The sequence below is a fragment of the Methylobacterium sp. P3_A11 genome, from assembly GCF_056403155.1.
This window is the reverse complement of the sequence record NZ_JBFUGA010000121.1, coordinates 1-16,015: the sequence shown is the minus strand read 5'-3', so window position 1 is coordinate 16,015 and position 16,015 is coordinate 1. Positions and strand designations below refer to the sequence as shown.

The 16,015-nt window shown below is 66.6% G+C and carries 16 protein-coding genes and 1 pseudogene; all 17 read right to left on the bottom strand.

What is annotated here, in order from left to right:
- The coding region (locus AC1DXK_RS26510) for a helix-turn-helix domain-containing protein (protein WP_477299457.1) at positions 1–246 on the bottom strand (246 nt) is incomplete at its 3' end.
- Positions 247–438: 192 nt separating this feature from the next.
- Positions 439–915, bottom strand: a complete 477-nt coding sequence (locus tag AC1DXK_RS26505) for a hypothetical protein (protein WP_457107540.1) — start codon at positions 913–915, stop codon at positions 439–441.
- A gap of 218 nt (positions 916–1,133) precedes the next feature.
- A complete protein-coding gene (locus AC1DXK_RS26500) occupies positions 1,134–2,045 on the bottom strand; it encodes a protein-L-isoaspartate(D-aspartate) O-methyltransferase (protein ID WP_457107539.1) in 912 nt (303 codons plus the stop codon).
- A gap of 650 nt (positions 2,046–2,695) precedes the next feature.
- Positions 2,696–2,956: a hypothetical protein gene (locus tag AC1DXK_RS26495; RefSeq protein ID WP_457107538.1), complete on the bottom strand. Its 261-nt coding sequence runs from the start codon at positions 2,954–2,956 to the stop codon at positions 2,696–2,698.
- A 231-nt stretch (positions 2,957–3,187) separates the two neighbouring features.
- Entirely contained in the window at positions 3,188–3,427 is a 240-nt protein-coding gene (locus tag AC1DXK_RS26490) for a DUF2188 domain-containing protein (RefSeq protein ID WP_457107537.1), read from the bottom strand.
- 208 nt (positions 3,428–3,635) lie between these two features.
- A complete protein-coding gene (locus tag AC1DXK_RS26485; RefSeq protein ID WP_457107536.1) occupies positions 3,636–4,529 on the bottom strand; it encodes an aldo/keto reductase in 894 nt (297 codons plus the stop codon).
- A 238-nt stretch (positions 4,530–4,767) separates the two neighbouring features.
- Entirely contained in the window at positions 4,768–5,517 is a 750-nt protein-coding gene (locus AC1DXK_RS26480) for a DUF4396 domain-containing protein (protein WP_457107535.1), read from the bottom strand.
- Entirely contained in the window at positions 5,514–6,260 is a 747-nt protein-coding gene (locus tag AC1DXK_RS26475; protein ID WP_457107534.1) for a MauE/DoxX family redox-associated membrane protein, read from the bottom strand. Before AC1DXK_RS26475 ends, AC1DXK_RS26480 begins: the two co-directional genes overlap by 4 nt.
- 38 nt (positions 6,261–6,298) lie before the next feature.
- Positions 6,299–9,472 (bottom strand): efflux RND transporter permease subunit, encoded by a 3,174-nt coding sequence (locus AC1DXK_RS26470; protein ID WP_457107533.1) that lies wholly within the window; start codon positions 9,470–9,472, stop codon positions 6,299–6,301.
- Positions 9,469–11,028: an efflux RND transporter periplasmic adaptor subunit gene (locus tag AC1DXK_RS26465; protein ID WP_457107532.1), complete on the bottom strand. Its 1,560-nt coding sequence runs from the start codon at positions 11,026–11,028 to the stop codon at positions 9,469–9,471. The genes AC1DXK_RS26470 and AC1DXK_RS26465 overlap by 4 nt, the downstream gene beginning before the upstream one ends.
- Entirely contained in the window at positions 11,025–11,435 is a 411-nt protein-coding gene (locus AC1DXK_RS26460) for a FixH family protein (protein ID WP_457107531.1), read from the bottom strand. The genes AC1DXK_RS26465 and AC1DXK_RS26460 overlap by 4 nt, the downstream gene beginning before the upstream one ends.
- An 81-nt stretch (positions 11,436–11,516) precedes the next feature.
- The gene (locus AC1DXK_RS26455) at positions 11,517–11,942 is read right to left on the bottom strand and encodes a hypothetical protein (RefSeq protein ID WP_457107530.1); all 426 of its coding nucleotides are present in this window, start codon (positions 11,940–11,942) and stop codon (positions 11,517–11,519) included.
- A gap of 87 nt (positions 11,943–12,029) precedes the next feature.
- The gene (locus AC1DXK_RS26450; protein ID WP_477299456.1) at positions 12,030–12,230 is read right to left on the bottom strand and encodes a heavy-metal-associated domain-containing protein; all 201 of its coding nucleotides are present in this window, start codon (positions 12,228–12,230) and stop codon (positions 12,030–12,032) included.
- A gap of 522 nt (positions 12,231–12,752) precedes the next feature.
- Positions 12,753–13,076 (bottom strand): hypothetical protein, encoded by a 324-nt coding sequence (locus tag AC1DXK_RS26445; protein ID WP_457107570.1) that lies wholly within the window; start codon positions 13,074–13,076, stop codon positions 12,753–12,755.
- Positions 13,056–13,304, bottom strand: a pseudogene (locus tag AC1DXK_RS26440) (elongation factor G); the annotation flags it as partial. The gene AC1DXK_RS26445 and the pseudogene AC1DXK_RS26440, both read right to left, overlap by 21 nt.
- 12 nt (positions 13,305–13,316) lie before the next feature.
- Complete coding sequence (locus AC1DXK_RS26435; RefSeq protein ID WP_457107528.1) at positions 13,317–14,759, bottom strand: elongation factor G; 1,443 nt, start codon at positions 14,757–14,759, stop codon at positions 13,317–13,319.
- Positions 14,760–15,765: 1,006 nt separating this feature from the next.
- On the bottom strand, positions 15,766–16,015 hold a 250-nt coding region (locus AC1DXK_RS26430), incomplete at its 5' end, for an integrase core domain-containing protein (RefSeq protein ID WP_457107527.1).

Genomic DNA, 16,015 nt, shown 5'->3' with positions numbered 1-16,015 from the left:
TGAGCCGATCGCCGCGAACGGAGCATCCAGGGAAGCCAGCAGATCTTCCCCCGCTGCGGTTAGTTTGACGCTGCGGCTGGTGCGATTGATAAGGCGGACGCCGAGGCGCGCCTCCATCGCCTTGAGCGCATGGCTGAGAGCGGAGGCGCTGACGCCAAGCTCCAGACCCGCTCGCCGGAAGCTGCGGTGGCGCGCGATGGCGAGAAAGGTCCCGAGATCAGCCAATTCGGCTCGATTGATCCGCATCGGGCTAGTGGAGTGTCTGCTAGCAGGAAAGCAATCCGTATCGCGGCATGACCGCGTCGGGTCGATAGGAGCCCGTCCGTTTTTTCAATGGTACTCCTTCGAAGCGGACAGGCTGCTTTCGGCCACCATCGGTCGTTCAGGTCCACCCGATTAGACTGCCCAGAAGCGTGACGTCCGAGAGGACTTTTCGGTTCAGGATGAGCCGATCCGGAGCGACATGTCGGTCAGCCGAAGGCTCGTGAGTGGGCTGCGCCCGCGAAGGAACCTGAGCGGCCCCGGACGTGGAAAGTTCCAGGTCGCCGCCCCAAACGAGACCCGCGCCCAAGCCCTTGCCTCGGTGACTTGGGGCTTGCAGCCACCGCCATTGTTCAGTGGATGCTGCACGACACTGGTGCGGACGGGCCATCGCCCGGGGATCGTCGCTCGACTCCGAAATTGAAGGTGCGCGAGCGGCAGTCCCTGTGTTGTCAATGCTCTCGCCTCGAAGTCGGATTCCTCGGCGGGGTGATCCCGCCGCACCTCGAAGGCGGCTTCCTGCTTGGGGATGCTCCACAGCGCGCGGGCTCCCGCTACTGAGGCCGGATGATCAACCCAGATCAAGGGCACGCTCACCGACAGGGGGCTGCCGCACACCTGCACCGCCAGCAGCAACTCATCATAGGCCAACATGCCGCTAGGCTCGTAAACAGCGAAGGCGGTGCCAACCAAGACGCGTCCGAGCACCGTCCTGGGCCGCACATCTCGTGACAGGCTGGCCTCCGGCAGACGTGAGGCTCTGATTTGCCACAGCGAGAGGTAGGCGGTGCCGTAGAGGTGCCAGGGTGCTGGCGGATAGCTTACCCCGTCTGGATACGTTGGATCGTTTTGCGGCTCTGCACCCATCCGGCTTACTGCACCTGCTCAAGTGTCTGCACCGGTATGCTGCGCTCGACCGAACTCTCAGATGCACGCTTCACGGGAAAACGTAGCCGGCTGTGCCAGTGCGTATAAAGCCACCTCATGCCGCCAGCTTGATCGTCGATGTCGGGAGGTGGCTCGGATGCGTCCGCGTTGATCCCTGGTACGCTTTTGCCGTGGGACTGGACAGACAAGTGATCGGAAGCCGGAAATCGGCCGTCCTCCACCCAGCCCTGTTCACCGATCAGCGGCACGAACCTGACGGCACCGCACTCCTCTTTTTCGTAGTCACGCTCGCCCCTGCGGGTGAGCTTCAGGAGCCGCTGTTCGTGCGCGTCGCCGACGGGGATGACGAGGCGACCGCCTATCGTGAGCTGCTCCCTGAACGCTCGCGGCACTCCTGGGCTGCCCGCGGAGACCAAGATCACATCGAACGGGGCGACCTCCGGCCAGCCTCTCGTGCCGTCGCCGACGCGCAGCTTGATGTTGCCGTAGCCGAGCCGCTTGAAGCGCCGCTGCGCGGCATCACTCAGCGATGGGTGACGTTCGATCGCGTAGACCTTCTCGGCGATACGGCTCGCGACAGCTGCCGCGTAGCCAAAGCCCGCCCCCACTTCCAGCACACGATCGCGTGGCCCGAGTTCAGCGGCTTCAATAATCAGGGCGACGATGTAGGGCTGCGAGATCGTTTGGCCGTCGCCGATGGGCAGCGGCCGATCCTCATACGCGAACTCCTCGAAGCCCAGCTCGACGAATGCCTCGCGCGGGACGCTCTGCATAGCCTGCAGCACGTCCTTATCCCGCAGGCCGTGTCGAACGATCTGCACATGGACCATGCTGATCCGGGCGCGGGAGTAATTCGGCATGACGGCTGGTTCGGACTGGAAATGAGCCTGCATCATCACCAACGCGCATCAAGGGCCGGAGGCTGCGCAAGCTGAGCATTCAATCGGCGGCCTGACGAACTCGCGAGGTGCTAAACCTCGATAAGTTTGGTAGCTAGTCAGAAGCTAGGTCGCATCGCGCGCAAACTGACCCACGTCAGCTGTGCAGAACGGCGCAGCTCTGCTCGCGATTTACTATTCTCCTGAGAGTCAGGAGTTTGCAACCGCGGCTCGTTGGGTCAGCCGCCAGCATGCACGCCGGCACCAATTTCGACCGCTGACCACGCGGAAGCGACGTCGTCGCGCAGTCCGAGACCGAGTTCTTCAAGATCGAGAGGCACGAGTTGCGCTGAGTGGAGCGAGTTCGACGAGTGCCCCGTCAGGCTCGCGCGGCAATCGAAGGGAGCAAGTGCAGGCCTCGAGGCAGGACGTGACGGCGGCCTCGACGGCGGGCTGTGCCGCCCCGCGAGCGACCTTGACCATCCTTGCACGATTGCTGCGCCTTCGCAGATTTCAAAGGAGGGCGGCGACCCAGTCAGAGCGAACCGCCGCAATATCCAGTGTCGCTGGCCAAGCTTGTGGACGACCAGACGGCGTCCCTGTGCTCACAGGACTTTGCCACTTCTCCGCGCCGGGTGAGCGCGATTCAGACGGCGTGAGACTCAACTTCATGCCGCTTCCAGATCCCGCCAGCTGACGGCGAAGCTGAACTCGCGCTGGAAGTAGTGCACACCCGCTTTCCGCGTGGCAGCGTCGGCATCTTCGGGATCGAAGCCCAGCAGCTTCTCGACTGGGACGTTGACAATTCTGGAGAACTCCCAGCTCACGCCATCTAGGAAGCTCGGGATCGGCTGGTCCTGCCGAACCGCGCAAAACTCGTTGGCTCGACCGACTCTGCTGAAGATGTAGAAGACCTTGCGTGCGCACATAGTACGCCCCCTCTGGACGCGATCACGGTTGTGACTCTAGCGTCACAGTCAATAGATCCGATTCGCCGCGTACGGTCAAGCTTCTGCCACATTCCCAGCGAGCCGCTTGGCGCACACCTGGTTAATCATCTTCGTTCAGGCGCAGAACAGGTCGTCGGTTGCCCCATGCCTGCTGATCGAGCCGGCCGCGGACACTCCAGAAAGCACACCGCAGGCTGCGATCTATCACGATCAGTCTTCTACATTCGTCTGCGGCCGATCACTTCCTCGCACGGTCTCGTCGTGCCATTGATACTGCTCATCCTCGTAGCTGATCACCGTATCGTCATCCGGGGCTCGCTGCTCCGCCGCGGCACGTGCAGCGGCCGCATGAGCGTCGCGCCGGGTTGGGAAGGTCTCGGAGAACACATCTCCAACCTTGTAGGCCCAACCCCCATCGTGCTCGACGATCTGGTACGTGACAAGTGCCATAACGACTCCTCGGTTCAGGTTGCCGCACGGGAGCAAACGGCTCTTTGGCTCAAGTAAGATGTGGCCCCGCTCTCGACAGCTTCCCGCATGACACCCTGCCGCGCGGCCGAGGTGCCGAGACCGGGCAAGTCTATGTGGGCCTCACGTATGGGCGCTCCAAGTTCGACCACCTCCTGATTGCCGTGGCGAGGAAGAATTCATGAAAGCCTTAGGCGGGGAAAGCCGCATCCAAGGACTGCAACTCCTCGGAGGTCAACTCCAGAGTCATGGCGGCCGCGTTCTCCCGCACGTGAGAGGGCGAACCCGATTCCGGGATTGCGATGGCTTGTCCCCGGCGCAGCACCCACGCCAAGGCGACGGCCGCTGGCGCCCGCTCATGCGCCGAGGCAACCCGCAGCACGGCCGGGTGCCGCAGGACTTCAGAGCTCTGACCACCAAGCGGAGAATAGGCCATAATTGGCATGCGGTGCTGTGCGCACCAGGGAAGCAGTTCGCGCTCGGCTTTCCGATCAACCAGACTGTAGGCCACCTGATTGGTCGCGCAGCGCTTCCCGGACGCGACACGGAACAGGTCATCCATGTCGGTGACGCTGAAGTTCGAGACGCCCCAGCGGCGGATATGGCCGTCGGCACATAGCCGCTCGAAAGTGTCGACGACCTCTGTCAGATCCTTCACCCCATCGCGCCAATGAAGCAGGTAGAGGTCGAGGTGATCCGTGCCGAGGCGCGACAGGCTCGCGGCGCAGGCGCTAAGGATGCCCGCTGCCGTGGCGTGCGCCGGATGAACTTTCGACACTAGGAAGACGCGTTCGCGCTGCCCGGCGATCACGCGTCCGACGAGTTGCTCGGCCCTGCCATCGCCATAGACCTCCGCCGTGTCGATGAGCGTCATCCCGAGCGAAAGGCCGAGGCGCAGCGCTTCCTCTTCTGCAGCCGGCGAGTGTCGACCTTGGCCGAGATGCCACGAGCCCTGCCCGAGCGAGGGGACCGCCGTGCCGTCCGGGAGCGTGATTGTAGGAGATGGCGCGCTTGATGCGGGCAGCGAAGCTGTGGCGAGACTGGCACAGCAGAGGCCGAAGGTGCGGCGCGTGATTGTGTTCATGGCTGGCTCCGATCCGTGAGGAACGCCAGTTCCGACTATAGGTGGGCCGACCCGACCTCCAAAGGGGCAGCAATGGCACGGAAGCAGCGCGTCTGCTTCATCATCCCACCGTTCCCGAAGCGGACGGGCCGTTTTCGGCCAGATCCCGCCGTTCTAGATAGCCTGTATGAACGTCTGTGATGGGTGGTTTCCCGCCGGTCAGCTCTTGGGCTTCAAACTCATAAAGCAGACCTCCGACCTACATCCGCTCCTTGATGCCGGCACTGACGAGCCACCAGTTCACCGGGTAGCTGGTCAGGAAGCCCGCCACCTTTGCGACCCGCATGGCGGCCCAGAACTCGACCGAGTTCACCGGCGCCCGGTCCCCCACGAGGTGCGGGAATAGGACGAACTGAGCAAAGGCCATGAAGCCGTACATGCCAACCTGCCACGATATCAGCGACAGGGTGTCGGCTTTGATCGCGGCGACCAGTCCCTCGCCCGGCGAGAGCCCCCGCATCGGCACGATGGCGTAATACTGGAACACAATGCCGAGCGCGTAGGCGAAGACGAAATCCAGCACCCAGACCGCGTAGATCTTCTCCTCGAACAGCGAGTGCCAGCCGAACCAGACCGCCACCGCCGGCACCAGGAAGGCCAGCCACTCGGCGGCGACGTCGCCCAGCATGCAGCCGCTGCCGCAGTGGAGCGCCCCCGTTCCGACCATCACCGGGAACGGCGTCTGCGTCATGTTGGGGGGCTTCTCGTTTCGCTCCATCGCCTGGTGGTGCGCCTCCATCGTGCCGAGCCGCCCGTAGCGGAAGTAGGCCCAGACCACGGCGAGCGTGCCGAACAGGGCGCACACCGGCCACACGACGTTCATCACCGTCATGTGCTGCGGGTGCCGGATCACCTGCACCGACAACACGAGCGAGCACGCGGCACCCAGCAAGAGGGACGCGACGGAGAGGGCGTGGAGCCAGCCCGGTGCGGCGAAGGCGGCGCTCAATGGTGCACCGCCAGCATCCAGAGGGCCATGGCGACCATCATCACGTTCTCGGTGAGCGAGACGAAGCCGAGCGGCACCTTGCTCGACCCGCCGACGCAGGCGCACGTGATGTCCCGCTTGTCGACGTAGACCGCCTTGAACACCGAGACCGCCCCGACCGAGCCGATGAACAGAGCCACCGGGATCGAGATCCAGTTCAGGGCGCCCGCGACCATCAGCACGCCGGCGATGCCCTCCAGGAACGGGTAGGCGTAAGCGTAGCGGACCCAGCGTTGTCCCAGCAGGTCGTAGCCCAGGAACATCGAGGAGAAGCTCTCCACGTCCTGCAGCTTCAAGAGGGCGAGCACGCACATGCTGAATGCGATGAACCACGCGGCGGCGCGCATCGTGAACGGGGTGCCGTAGACGGCGTGGCTCGCCGCCAGGGCCATCAGCGCCGTCATCGAGAACACCGCGATGACGGGCGTGTAGGTCGGCTTGCTCGGGTCGTTGGCGGCCTTGCCGAAGTGGTGCTGGAGATCGTCGAAGCCGCCGACCCGCTCGCCGTTGATGAAGGTCTGCGGCGTCGACTTGACGTGGTGCTCGTCCTTGAACCGGTCGATCTCCTCGCGCGTGGTCAGCCAATGGTCATCGACCGCGAAGCCCTGGCGTTCGAGGAGGTCCCTGGCCTTCAGGCCGTAGGGGCAGGTGTGCTCGGGCGTGACCATCCGGTAGAGGACGGCCTTGCGGGCCGGTGACGGCATGAGTTGCTCCTTCGATGCAGGTTGGGGCGCCGGCGTCGCTACTCGGCGGCGACCCGGTGATGTGTCGGCTCCTCGACGGCCGTCGCCTGGGATTGGTTGCCCGGCGGCAGCGTCCAGCCCTTCACGAGCGCGTAGACGGCGGGGACCACCACGAGGGTCAGCGCGGTGGAGGAGACCATGCCGCCGATCATCGGCACGGCGATGCGCTGCATGACCTCCGAGCCCGAGCCGGTGCTCCATAGGATCGGGACGAGACCGGCCATGATGGCGACCACCGTCATCATCTTGGGCCGTACCCGCTCGACCGCGCCGACCATGATGGCGCCGCGCAGGTCCGCCCGCGTCGGGGGGCGCTCCTCGCGGCTGCACCCGGCCCGCACCTCGTCCCAGGCGTGGTCGAGGTAGACCAGCATGATCACCCCCGTCTCGGCGGCGACGCCGGCGAGCGCGATGAATCCCACCGCGACGGCTACCGACATGTTGAAGCCCATCCACCACAGCAGCCACACCCCGCCGACCAAGGCGAACGGCAGCGACAGCATCACGATGAGCGTCTCGGTCAGCCGCCGGAAGTTCAGGAAGAGGAGTAGGAAGACGACGAGCAGCGTCAGCGGCACGACGATCCGAAGCCGCGCCTCGGCCCGCTCCAGGTACTCGTATTGCCCGCTCCACTGGAGCGTTGTGCCCTGGGGCAGCGTCACCTCGTCGGCCACGGCCTTGCGCGCCTCGGCCACGTAGCCGCCGAGGTCGCGTCCGGCGATGTCGACGAAAATGTAGACCGCGAGCTGCCCGTTCTCGGTTCGGATCGAGGTCGGCCCCCGCGTCATCTCCACCTTGGCCACCTCGCGCAGGGGCACCGTGCCGCCGGCCGGCAGGGGCACCTGCACCTCATCGGCGATGGCGCGCGGGTCCGAGCGGAAGGCGCGCGGGTATCGCACGTTGACGGTGTAGCGCTCCCGCCCCTCGACCGTGTTCGTCACGGCCTGCCCGCCGAGCGCCGTCGCGATGACGTCCTGCACGTCGCCGACCATCAGCCCGTAACGGCCCAGCGCCTCCCGGTCGGGGGTGATGTCGAGGAAGTAGCCGCCGATCACCCGCTCGGCGTAGGCGCTCGACGTGCCCGGCACCGCCCGGACGACTGCCTCGACTTGCCGGGCGACCCCCTCCATCTGCTTGAGGTCGGTCCCGAGGACCTTGATGCCGACCGGCGTACGGATGCCGGTCGAGAGCATGTCGATGCGGGCGCGGATCGGCTGCGTCCAGGCGTTCGACACGCCGGGGAACTGCAGCGCCTTGTCCATCTCCTCCTTGAGGCTGGCGAGGGTGACGCCGGGGCGCCACTCCGCCTTTGGCTTCAGGGCGATGACCGTCTCGAACATCTCCATGGGCGCCGGGTCGGTGGCCGTGTTGGCGCGGCCCGCCTTCCCGTAGACGGAGGCGACCTCGGGAAAGGACTTGATGATCCGGTCCTGGGTCGCCAGCAGCTCGCCGGCCTTGGTCACCGAGATCCCCGGCAGGGTGGTCGGCATGTAGAGCAGGCTGCCCTCGTCGAGGTCGGGCATGAACTCGGAGCCGAGCTGCCGGGCGGGCCAGACTGTCGCCGCCAGCACGCCCACGGCGAGCAGGATGGTGAGCACCCGCGCCCGCAGCACGCCCGCGATGAGGGGCCGGTACAGCCAGATGAGCAGGCGGTTGAGCGGGTTGCGGTGCTCCGGGACGATCCGCCCGCGCACGAACAGCACCATCAGCGCCGGGACGAGCGTCACCGACAGGAGCGCGGCCGCCGCCATGGCGAAGGTCTTGGTGTAGGCGAGCGGCCCGAACAGCCGCCCCTCCTGGCTCTCCAGGGTGAAGATCGGCAGGAAGCTCACCGTGATGACGAGGAGCGAGAAGAACAGCGACGGCCCGACCTCGCTCGCGGCCTCGACCAGGATCTCGCCCCGGGGCTTGCCCGGCGGCGCCCGCTCCAGGTGCTTGTGGGCGTTCTCGATCATGACGATGGCGGCATCGATCATGGCGCCGACCGCGATGGCGATGCCGCCGAGGCTCATGATATTGGCGCCGATTCCGAGCGCCTTCATGCCCGCGAGCGCCATCAGGATGCCGACCGGCAGCATCAGGATGGCCACGAGCGCGCTGCGGATGTGCAGGAGGAACACCACGCAGACCAGGGAGACGACGATGCTCTCCTCGACCAACGTGTGCCGCAGGGTGTCGATGGCCGCCTCGATGAGTTGCGAGCGGTCGTAGACCGGCAGGATCTCGGTGCCGGCCGGCAGGCTCTTGGCCACCTCGGCGAGCTTCGCCTTGACCCCCTCGATGACGCTGAGGGCGTTCGCGCCGAAGCGCTGTAGGACGATGCCGCCCGCGACCTCGCCCTCGCCGTTCATCTCGGTGATGCCGCGCCGCTCGTCCGGCCCGAGTTCGACGCGGGCGACGTCCCGGACCCGCAGCGGCGTGCCGCCGGCGGTCTTGAGGACGATGTTCTCGATGTCGGCGATGCTCCTCAGGTAGCCGCGGCCGCGCACCATGAACTCGAACTCGGACAGTTCGACCGTGCGGCCGCCGACGTCGGCATTGCTCGTGCGGATCGCGTCCCGAAGCTTGTTGAGGGAGATGCCCTGGGCTCGCAGGCGGTTCGGGTCGACGACGACGTTGTACTGCTTCACGAAGCCGCCGACGCCCGCGACCTCGGCCACGCCTTCGGCCCGCGAAGCGCCGAACCGCACGACCCAGTCCTGGAGCGAGCGCAGCTCCGCGAGGGTCCGCTCCTTCGCCACGGCGACGTATTGGTAGACCCAGCCCACGCCGGTCGCGTCGGGTCCCAGCGTCGGCGTCACGCCGGCAGGCAGGCGGTTCGCCGCCGCGTTCAGGTACTCCAGCACCCGGGACCGGCCCCAGTAAGGGTCGGTGCCGTCCTCGAAGATCACGTAGACGAAGGACACACCGAAGAACGAGAAGCCGCGGACCACCTTCGCCTTCGGCACCGTCAGCATGGCGGTGGTTAGCGGATAGGTGACCTGGTCCTCGACCACCTGGGGCGCCTGGCCCGGATACTCGGTGTAGACGATGGCCTGCACGTCCGAGAGGTCGGGGATGGCGTCAAGCGGCAGCGTCCGCAGCGCGAGCACGCCGCCCGCGACCGCGAACACGGTCCCGACCAGCACGAGGACGAGGTTGCGGGCGGACCAGCCGATGAGTCGCGCGATCACGGCCTGCCTCCCGCGTTCGCGGCCTGCCGGCCGTCCTTCGGGGCGGCCAGGGACTGGAGCGCGGCCTTGAGGTTGCTCTCGGCGTCGATGAGGAAGTTCGCCGCCGTGACCACCCGGTCGCCGGCCGAGACGCCGTCCCGGATCTCGGTGAAGCCCTCGCCGCGGACGCCGACCTTCACCTCCTTGGGCTCGAATCGGCCCTCGCCCCGGTCGAGGAGCACGACCTGGCGTTCGCCGGTGTCGATGACGGCGTCGTCGGGGACCGCCACCACCGGCTTGGCGTCGCCGGTGTCGATCTGGACCTCGGCGTACATGTCGGGCAGCAGCGAGCCGTCCGGGTTCGGCAGCTCGATGCGCACCCGCGTCGCTCGGGTGTCGGCGTTCACCTGAGGGTAAATCACCGCGACCTTGCCGGAAAAGGTCTTCCCCGGGGCCGAGCGAAGGCGGACGGTGACGGGCTGGCCCACGCGCACCGCGGCGAGGTCGCGCTCGGGCACGTCGGCCAACACCCACATCGTCGAGATGTCGCCGATCCGGAACAGGGTGTCGCCGGCGGCGGCCTTCATGCCCTCGACGGCGGTCCGCTGCAGGACGAGGCCGTCGCGCGGAGAGGACCAGGTGATGGCCATCGGCACCTTCCGGGTGCGCTCCATCTCGTCGATGACGGCCTCTGAGACGTTCAGGTTCTGGAGCCTGCGGCGCGCCCCGTCGAACCCCGGGTTGGCGATGAGCTGGGCCGCGGCCGCGTTGATCTCGGGCGAGTAGACGTGGACCAGCGCCTGTCCCTTACGGACGCGGTCGCCGGTGGTGACGTTCTCGACGTGGTCGACGTAGGCGTCGGACCGGGTCGCGATGACGGTCACGCGCCGCTCGTCGAGGGCGACCGTGCCGGGCACGCGCACCGGCTGCGCCACGACCCGCCGGTCCACGACCTCGGTCCGCACGCCGGTGCGTTGGACCTTGCCGGGCGAGACGGTCACGACGTTCCCGCCCTCGTCCTCGCCCGCGTAGACGGGGATGTAGTCCATCCCCATCGAGTCCTTCTTCGGCACCGGCGAGGTGTCTGGCAGCCCCATGGGGTTGCGGTAGTACAGGACGCGCCGATTGCCCGGGCCAGGCCCGGCCGCCCCGGCCGCCATGCCGCCCTTGCCCATACCGTCCTTGCCCATGTCTTGAGCCGCCATGCCGGCGGGCATGGCCGTGGCCTCGGCGTCCTCCACGTCGAAGCGCACGTCCTCGCTGGCGTGGACTGCCCGGAACTCCCGACCGTCCCCCGTGACCATCGGCGCGAGCGAGTAGACCGGCTTCCCGTCCGGGTCCCGGTAGTAGACGACCGGGCCGGACGGGGCGGCGGGACGAGCCGCCGCCGACACCGGCGCCGACGGCACCAGGCGAGCGAGGCCGTCCCGCGCCCTGTCCACGAGCGCGGTCGGCAGGCTCCCCGCCACTCGACCCGCAAGGTCGGACACGGCGGGACCGTCGTGCCCGGTCCAATACCCGGCGGACCCCGCCGCGAGCGCGGCGAGGGCCCCGGCGAGCCATGCGGACCGGTTCATTTCCCGGCCTGGATGATCAGCTTGTCCTCGACCGTGCCGGTCTCGCCCTGGACCTTCGCGGCCAGCGACAGGCGCCAGCGGCCCTGCATTCCGAGATGGGCCTTGAAGCGGTAGATGCCGGGCTCGGTCGAGGGCACCTGCTCGACCTTGGTGGCCATCTCCTCCATGGCGTCGGGGGCCATGTCGAGCCGCTTGGCGAAGACCACGGCGTCGGTCACCGGCTTGCCGCTGCGCTTGTCCACCAGCCGGACGGCGAGGACGGCATCGCCGACTTTGGCCTCCTGCTGGACGAGTTGGAACTGGTAGTCCTTGGTGTCCGCGAATGCGGACGAGGTGAGAGCCGGCACCGACAGCACGGCACCGAGCAGCGCCGCCGAGGGCGGGCGCGCGAGGGTGTTCTTGGTCACGGGTGTCATCTCCTGAACGCGATGGGTGCCGGCGCGCAGGCGCGCGGCATCGTGCCGGCGCTCACGCCGGCGGCATCGGGTTCAGGCTCGGGGAGGCTCGGGTAGCGGCGTCCCGTGCACGCTCGCGAACGGGGGTGCCGCGGGCCAGGCCAAGGCCGCCCGCGTTCCGACGGGCGCCGGGAGGACGACCGCCGTGGGCAGGAGCGAGGCGACGGGGGCGAGGCACAGCGCCATCAGCGGGCAGCCCTTGGCGCAGTCCGGCTTGGCCGCCTTCTCGTGCGGACAACAGGGCATGTCGTTCATGGCCATATCCGCCATGTCGATCCGACCGGAGCCGTCGTCGGCCATGACCATGACAGGCATGGCGTGGCCGTGATGGTCGTGGACGGCGGCCGGCATCGCGGCGTGCATGCCCGCGGTGGCCGCGGGAGCGGTCACCGGCGTCAGGGCGAGACTGAGGACCGCCAGGAGCGGCAACAGTCGCCGGAGGGCGAGCCAGAACGTCACGAATCCAAGATGCCAAATTCCGGGCCGGCGCGAAAGTCCGGCCGACGGTCTCAGGAACGGCGAACGCGCCGGTTGGTTGCGCTTGGCTCAGGCGGGCTCGGCCGGATAGCCGGCCTCTGCGATGGCCCGGGCGATCCGGTCGGCCGATCCCGTGGTTCCCGACACGGTGACCAGCTTCGCCCCGAGGTCGACCTCGACGCCTGCGTTCGGCTCGATGGCCTGCACGGCGCGGGTCACGCACTTGGCGCAGCCGCCGCAGCCCATTTTCTCGACCTTCAAATGGATCATGACGCTCTCCTTCGGACGATGTCCCGACGAGATGGGGCTTCCCACCGTTGGAAGGTCAAGGGCCGGAATGGTGTCCTCAGACCGAGACCTGCGCATCCGGGCGGCCGCTTCCGCCTGATGATCGTTGGAGATGCCCCCCGGCCGAGGCAATCCGTGTAAAGACAGTCCGGCACGATCTGCCCGGGGAGGCACTTTGCCGTCCTGGAATTGACGGAGCAAACGTCCGGTTTCGGGATTTGCTCAGCGGCGCATAAATGGCGGTGTTGGGTCGATAGGGGCCCGTCCGTTTTTTCAATGGTACTCCTTCGAAGCGGACAGGCTGCTTTCGGCCAGCATACGCCAATCCAGACCGCTACTGTGCGCAAAACCGGACGCTCGGCTTTGCGCCCATCTCGGCCGCTCAGCCGCCTCAGGCCGCACTCCGGAGTGGCAACTTTGGACTGATCACGATCAGCGTGGCCGTGACCTAGGATGTGTAGCTCTCGCCATTACCCAAAGGCGCGATTGGTCATGCTTCCCCATTCAGGCTCGATGCAGCAGCAGCTCTGCCGGTCGGCCGGTCAGCTCAGCGCGATGATCGAAGCGAGCCGTGAAGCTGCCGACGCCGCCGGTCAGCGACCGGAGCTCGACAATGAGATCCGATGTTTCCGCCTCTGGTATTAGGGCGTTCAACACGTCCCAGCCGGCCCAATCGGGCCGCGCATCAAAGCCCAGGATCTGGCCCCGGCGGCTCGTGACCAGACCCGTAGCCTTTGCGGTCGCGGATGACGGCGTCACGAGCTCGATCGCCCATACGGGCTCGAGCAGGACGGGTTCCGCCTTCGCTAAAGCGTCGTCGAGGGCCAAGCGCGTGGCAGCCTGAAATGCGGCGTCCGACGAGTCGACCGCGTGGAAGGCGCCATCGGTCAGCGTCACCGCGAGATCCTCGACCGGAAAGCCGAGGGTACCCCGCCGCAGATAGGCGCGTGCCCCGGCCTCGACCGATGGGATAAACTTGCGCGGCACCGCGCCACCGACAACCGCGTCCTCGAACACGAAGTCTTCGCCGCGCGGCAGTGGCCGGACGGCCAGGGTAACGTCCGCGAATTATCCGTGGCCGCCGGTCTGCTTCCTGTGCCGCCCGTGTCCGCTGGCGGGCTTTCTGATCGTCTCGCGGTAATCCACCTTCGGCTGACCGCGCCTCACCCGCACACCGAACCGGTCGGACAGCCGCTCGATCGCGACTCTCAGGTGCATGTCGCCTTGGCCGAGGAGCCTGACCTCCTCCAGATCCGCCCGGTGCTCCACCTTCAAGCCGGGATCTTCCTCGACGAGCTTGGCGAGCGCGGCGTTGAGGCGCACGTCATCCTTCCGATCCCGCAGCTGAATCGCGGTCGCATAGACTTGCTGAGGAATGGGCAGGCTACCCCGGTCGTCCAACGCCTGCGTCGAGAACCGCTGTCCGGTCGCGATACCCTCGAGCCGGGTGAAACCGCATGTCTCGCCCGCGTCGGCCGAGGGGATCTTGCCGCTCTGGGACCTATCGGCAGCGAGGAATCCGCCGATCCGCGTCGTCGTGCCCTGGCCTGCCGAGACGGCATCACCCTCCCGGAAGCTGCCACACAACACCCGGCATACCGAGATCTTGCCGCCGAAGGCGGAATGCCGCGTCAGGATCACCTGCGCGACCGAGGGGCCGTCGTCGGGCAAGCCGATGCGCGCACGCGCGCCGGCGATGCGCGGAGCTTCGTGCCGGAGTGTCTTGAGCAACCGGAGGAGGCCGTTGCCGCGTTGCGCGGACCCGATGAGCACGGAGACCGCCTGACTGGTCCGCAACTCCCGGGCGAGGTCTGCCATGACGCGGTCGCGCGCCGGCTCGGCGTCGGTGATGAGCTGCTCCATCAAGATGTCGTCGTGATCGGCGAGACGCTCTAGGAGCGTGAACCGGTCTTCCTTCTCCCGAGGCAGCTCTCCGTCCGGCAAATCGATCCGGGTACTCGGCGCCTGATCGCGGTAGATGAACGCGCGTTCGAGAGCGAGGTCGATGAAGCCGGCCGCTGTTCCGTCGCGCCATATGGGGATCTGCCGCAGCAGGAGCGGGATGCGCGACACGGACTGCAGCGCGGCCAGGGTCTCGCGCAGGCCTTGCGTCGCCGTGTCGATCTTGTTGACGAACAAGAGGTGCGGGACCCCGCGCTGCTCAAGCCCGTGTAGGACGACCTGCAGGGCGGGGAGCCGACGTTCGTCCGCCTCGCAGACGACGACAGCCATATCGCACACGTCCAGAACAGCTTCGCCGGATTGCGCGAACTCGACCGAACCCGGGCAGTCGACGAGGGTGAAGTCGTCGTCAAGGAACCGTAGAGCGGTCAGCGTCGGCTCGGTGCTGATCGCGTATGCACGGCCAGTCGGCTCCGGCTGTACCGACCGGCTCTCGTTTGCGCTGCTGGATTGGCCGGGCTCGCATCGCCGTATCAGCGCGTCGAGCAGCAGACTCTTGCCGCTCTGCGAGGGGCCGACGAAGGCGATACAGCGCGGTTGCCCAACCATTGGATGTTTCCTTCCGCAGGTTCCGGGGGGAGCCGCAATGAGCCCCGCTTCGCTTGATCGTGATCCCTGTGACCGCAGAGGAAAAGCGCGACGTCGCATCATGTCGGCGACTGCGCATGACAATCGAACGGTGACTTCACCGACCGGCAGGCATTCTCGAGACGCGGCCGACGTCGGTCCCGGCGAAGCGGTCACAGCCGCCGAGAGCGGCGGCGCCAGGAATTGCCAGCAAGGTCGCGAGAAAGCGGCGGTGTGGGGTGAGAATGGCCACCGTCAACGGGAGTCCGTGCCACCACCCAGGCTCTTTTGCCTGGTTCATCCGAGCTGCGCAGAATGTCCGTTTTACCGCCTTGCCCGATTGGAAGCAGACCGGCAACTTTCGGCCGATTTTGTTGAAAAACTCGGAGACAGCGCTTCAAGCGTCATCAAAGGTGGCGCCCGAGAGAAAGTTTGTCTCTTGCGGACAGCACGACCCCATTCCTGCATTGTGTTCTAAACGTTCAAGAGTAGGATCTTCTCCGGCCGGCGCCGTTCACGGCGTTGAATCGACCCGGCCCCGAGTTTTTCAACAAAATCGGCCAATACCGGACTTGGAACGCCACTTTGAAGCCGTCTTGCCCTCAGGCGGGATCGGCACCGACCTGTCGTCGGCATGTAAATGAAAACCGGCCACGCGTGTCTGCGGCTCGAAAAGGGTCGCGGTTCGCCCTGACAGACGTATCGATCCGCCTGTTGCTTCCGGGGGTCGTGCTGCCGTACCTCTCGAAAATCGCCAAGTCCAACAGGTTCGAGACGGTCAAACCCCACGGCAGGACGTCGAACGGGGCAGGGGCCTGCCGTAACGCTCCGCAGGAGCAGCAGGTGAGCTTCTTCGGGTCTTGCTGCACTACTTTCCACGCGAGTGGCATCGGCTGCTACGCGTCGGTGACGTTCTCACCGGTTAAGGCAGGCGGATTGCGTAAGTTTTCATGTCAGCGAGGTGAAATGATCAGGTTTGCCTCGATCCTTAGGTGTTCAGTCCCGAGGTGAGATGGGTTGGGTCGTATCTGAACCGGCCTGGGTCGTCTGCCCAGGCTCGGCAGGTCGCTTCGTATGGCGTGAGGCCGCGTAGGGTCTTGAGCCGCCGGGCGAAGTTGTAGGCATCCAGGAAAGCGGCGAGGTGTTCCCGCAGTTGGTCGTGGCTGTCGTAGTGGTAGCGCTTGACGGTCGCGTCCTTGAGGGTCCGGTTCATGCGCTCGACCTGGCCATTGGTCCAC

Bases quoted from the DNA above. Each gene is read 5' to 3' on its own strand.
- AC1DXK_RS26495 (WP_457107538.1), bottom strand. From the start codon at position 2,956: ATGTGCGCACGCAAGGTCTTCTACATCTTCAGCAGAGTCGGTCGAGCC.
- AC1DXK_RS26485 (WP_457107536.1), bottom strand. From the start codon at position 4,529: ATGAACACAATCACGCGCCGCACCTTCGGCCTCTGCTGTGCCAGTCTC.
- AC1DXK_RS26465 (WP_457107532.1), bottom strand. From the start codon at position 11,028: ATGAACCGGTCCGCATGGCTCGCCGGGGCCCTCGCCGCGCTCGCGGCG.
- AC1DXK_RS26505 (WP_457107540.1), bottom strand. From the start codon at position 915: ATGTTGGCCTATGATGAGTTGCTGCTGGCGGTGCAGGTGTGCGGCAGC.
- AC1DXK_RS26500 (WP_457107539.1), bottom strand. From the start codon at position 2,045: ATGATGCAGGCTCATTTCCAGTCCGAACCAGCCGTCATGCCGAATTAC.
- AC1DXK_RS26490 (WP_457107537.1), bottom strand. From the start codon at position 3,427: ATGGCACTTGTCACGTACCAGATCGTCGAGCACGATGGGGGTTGGGCC.
- AC1DXK_RS26475 (WP_457107534.1), bottom strand. From the start codon at position 6,260: ATGCCGTCACCGGCCCGCAAGGCCGTCCTCTACCGGATGGTCACGCCC.
- AC1DXK_RS26435 (WP_457107528.1), bottom strand. From the start codon at position 14,759: ATGGTTGGGCAACCGCGCTGTATCGCCTTCGTCGGCCCCTCGCAGAGC.
- AC1DXK_RS26450 (WP_477299456.1), bottom strand. From the start codon at position 12,230: ATGATCCATTTGAAGGTCGAGAAAATGGGCTGCGGCGGCTGCGCCAAG.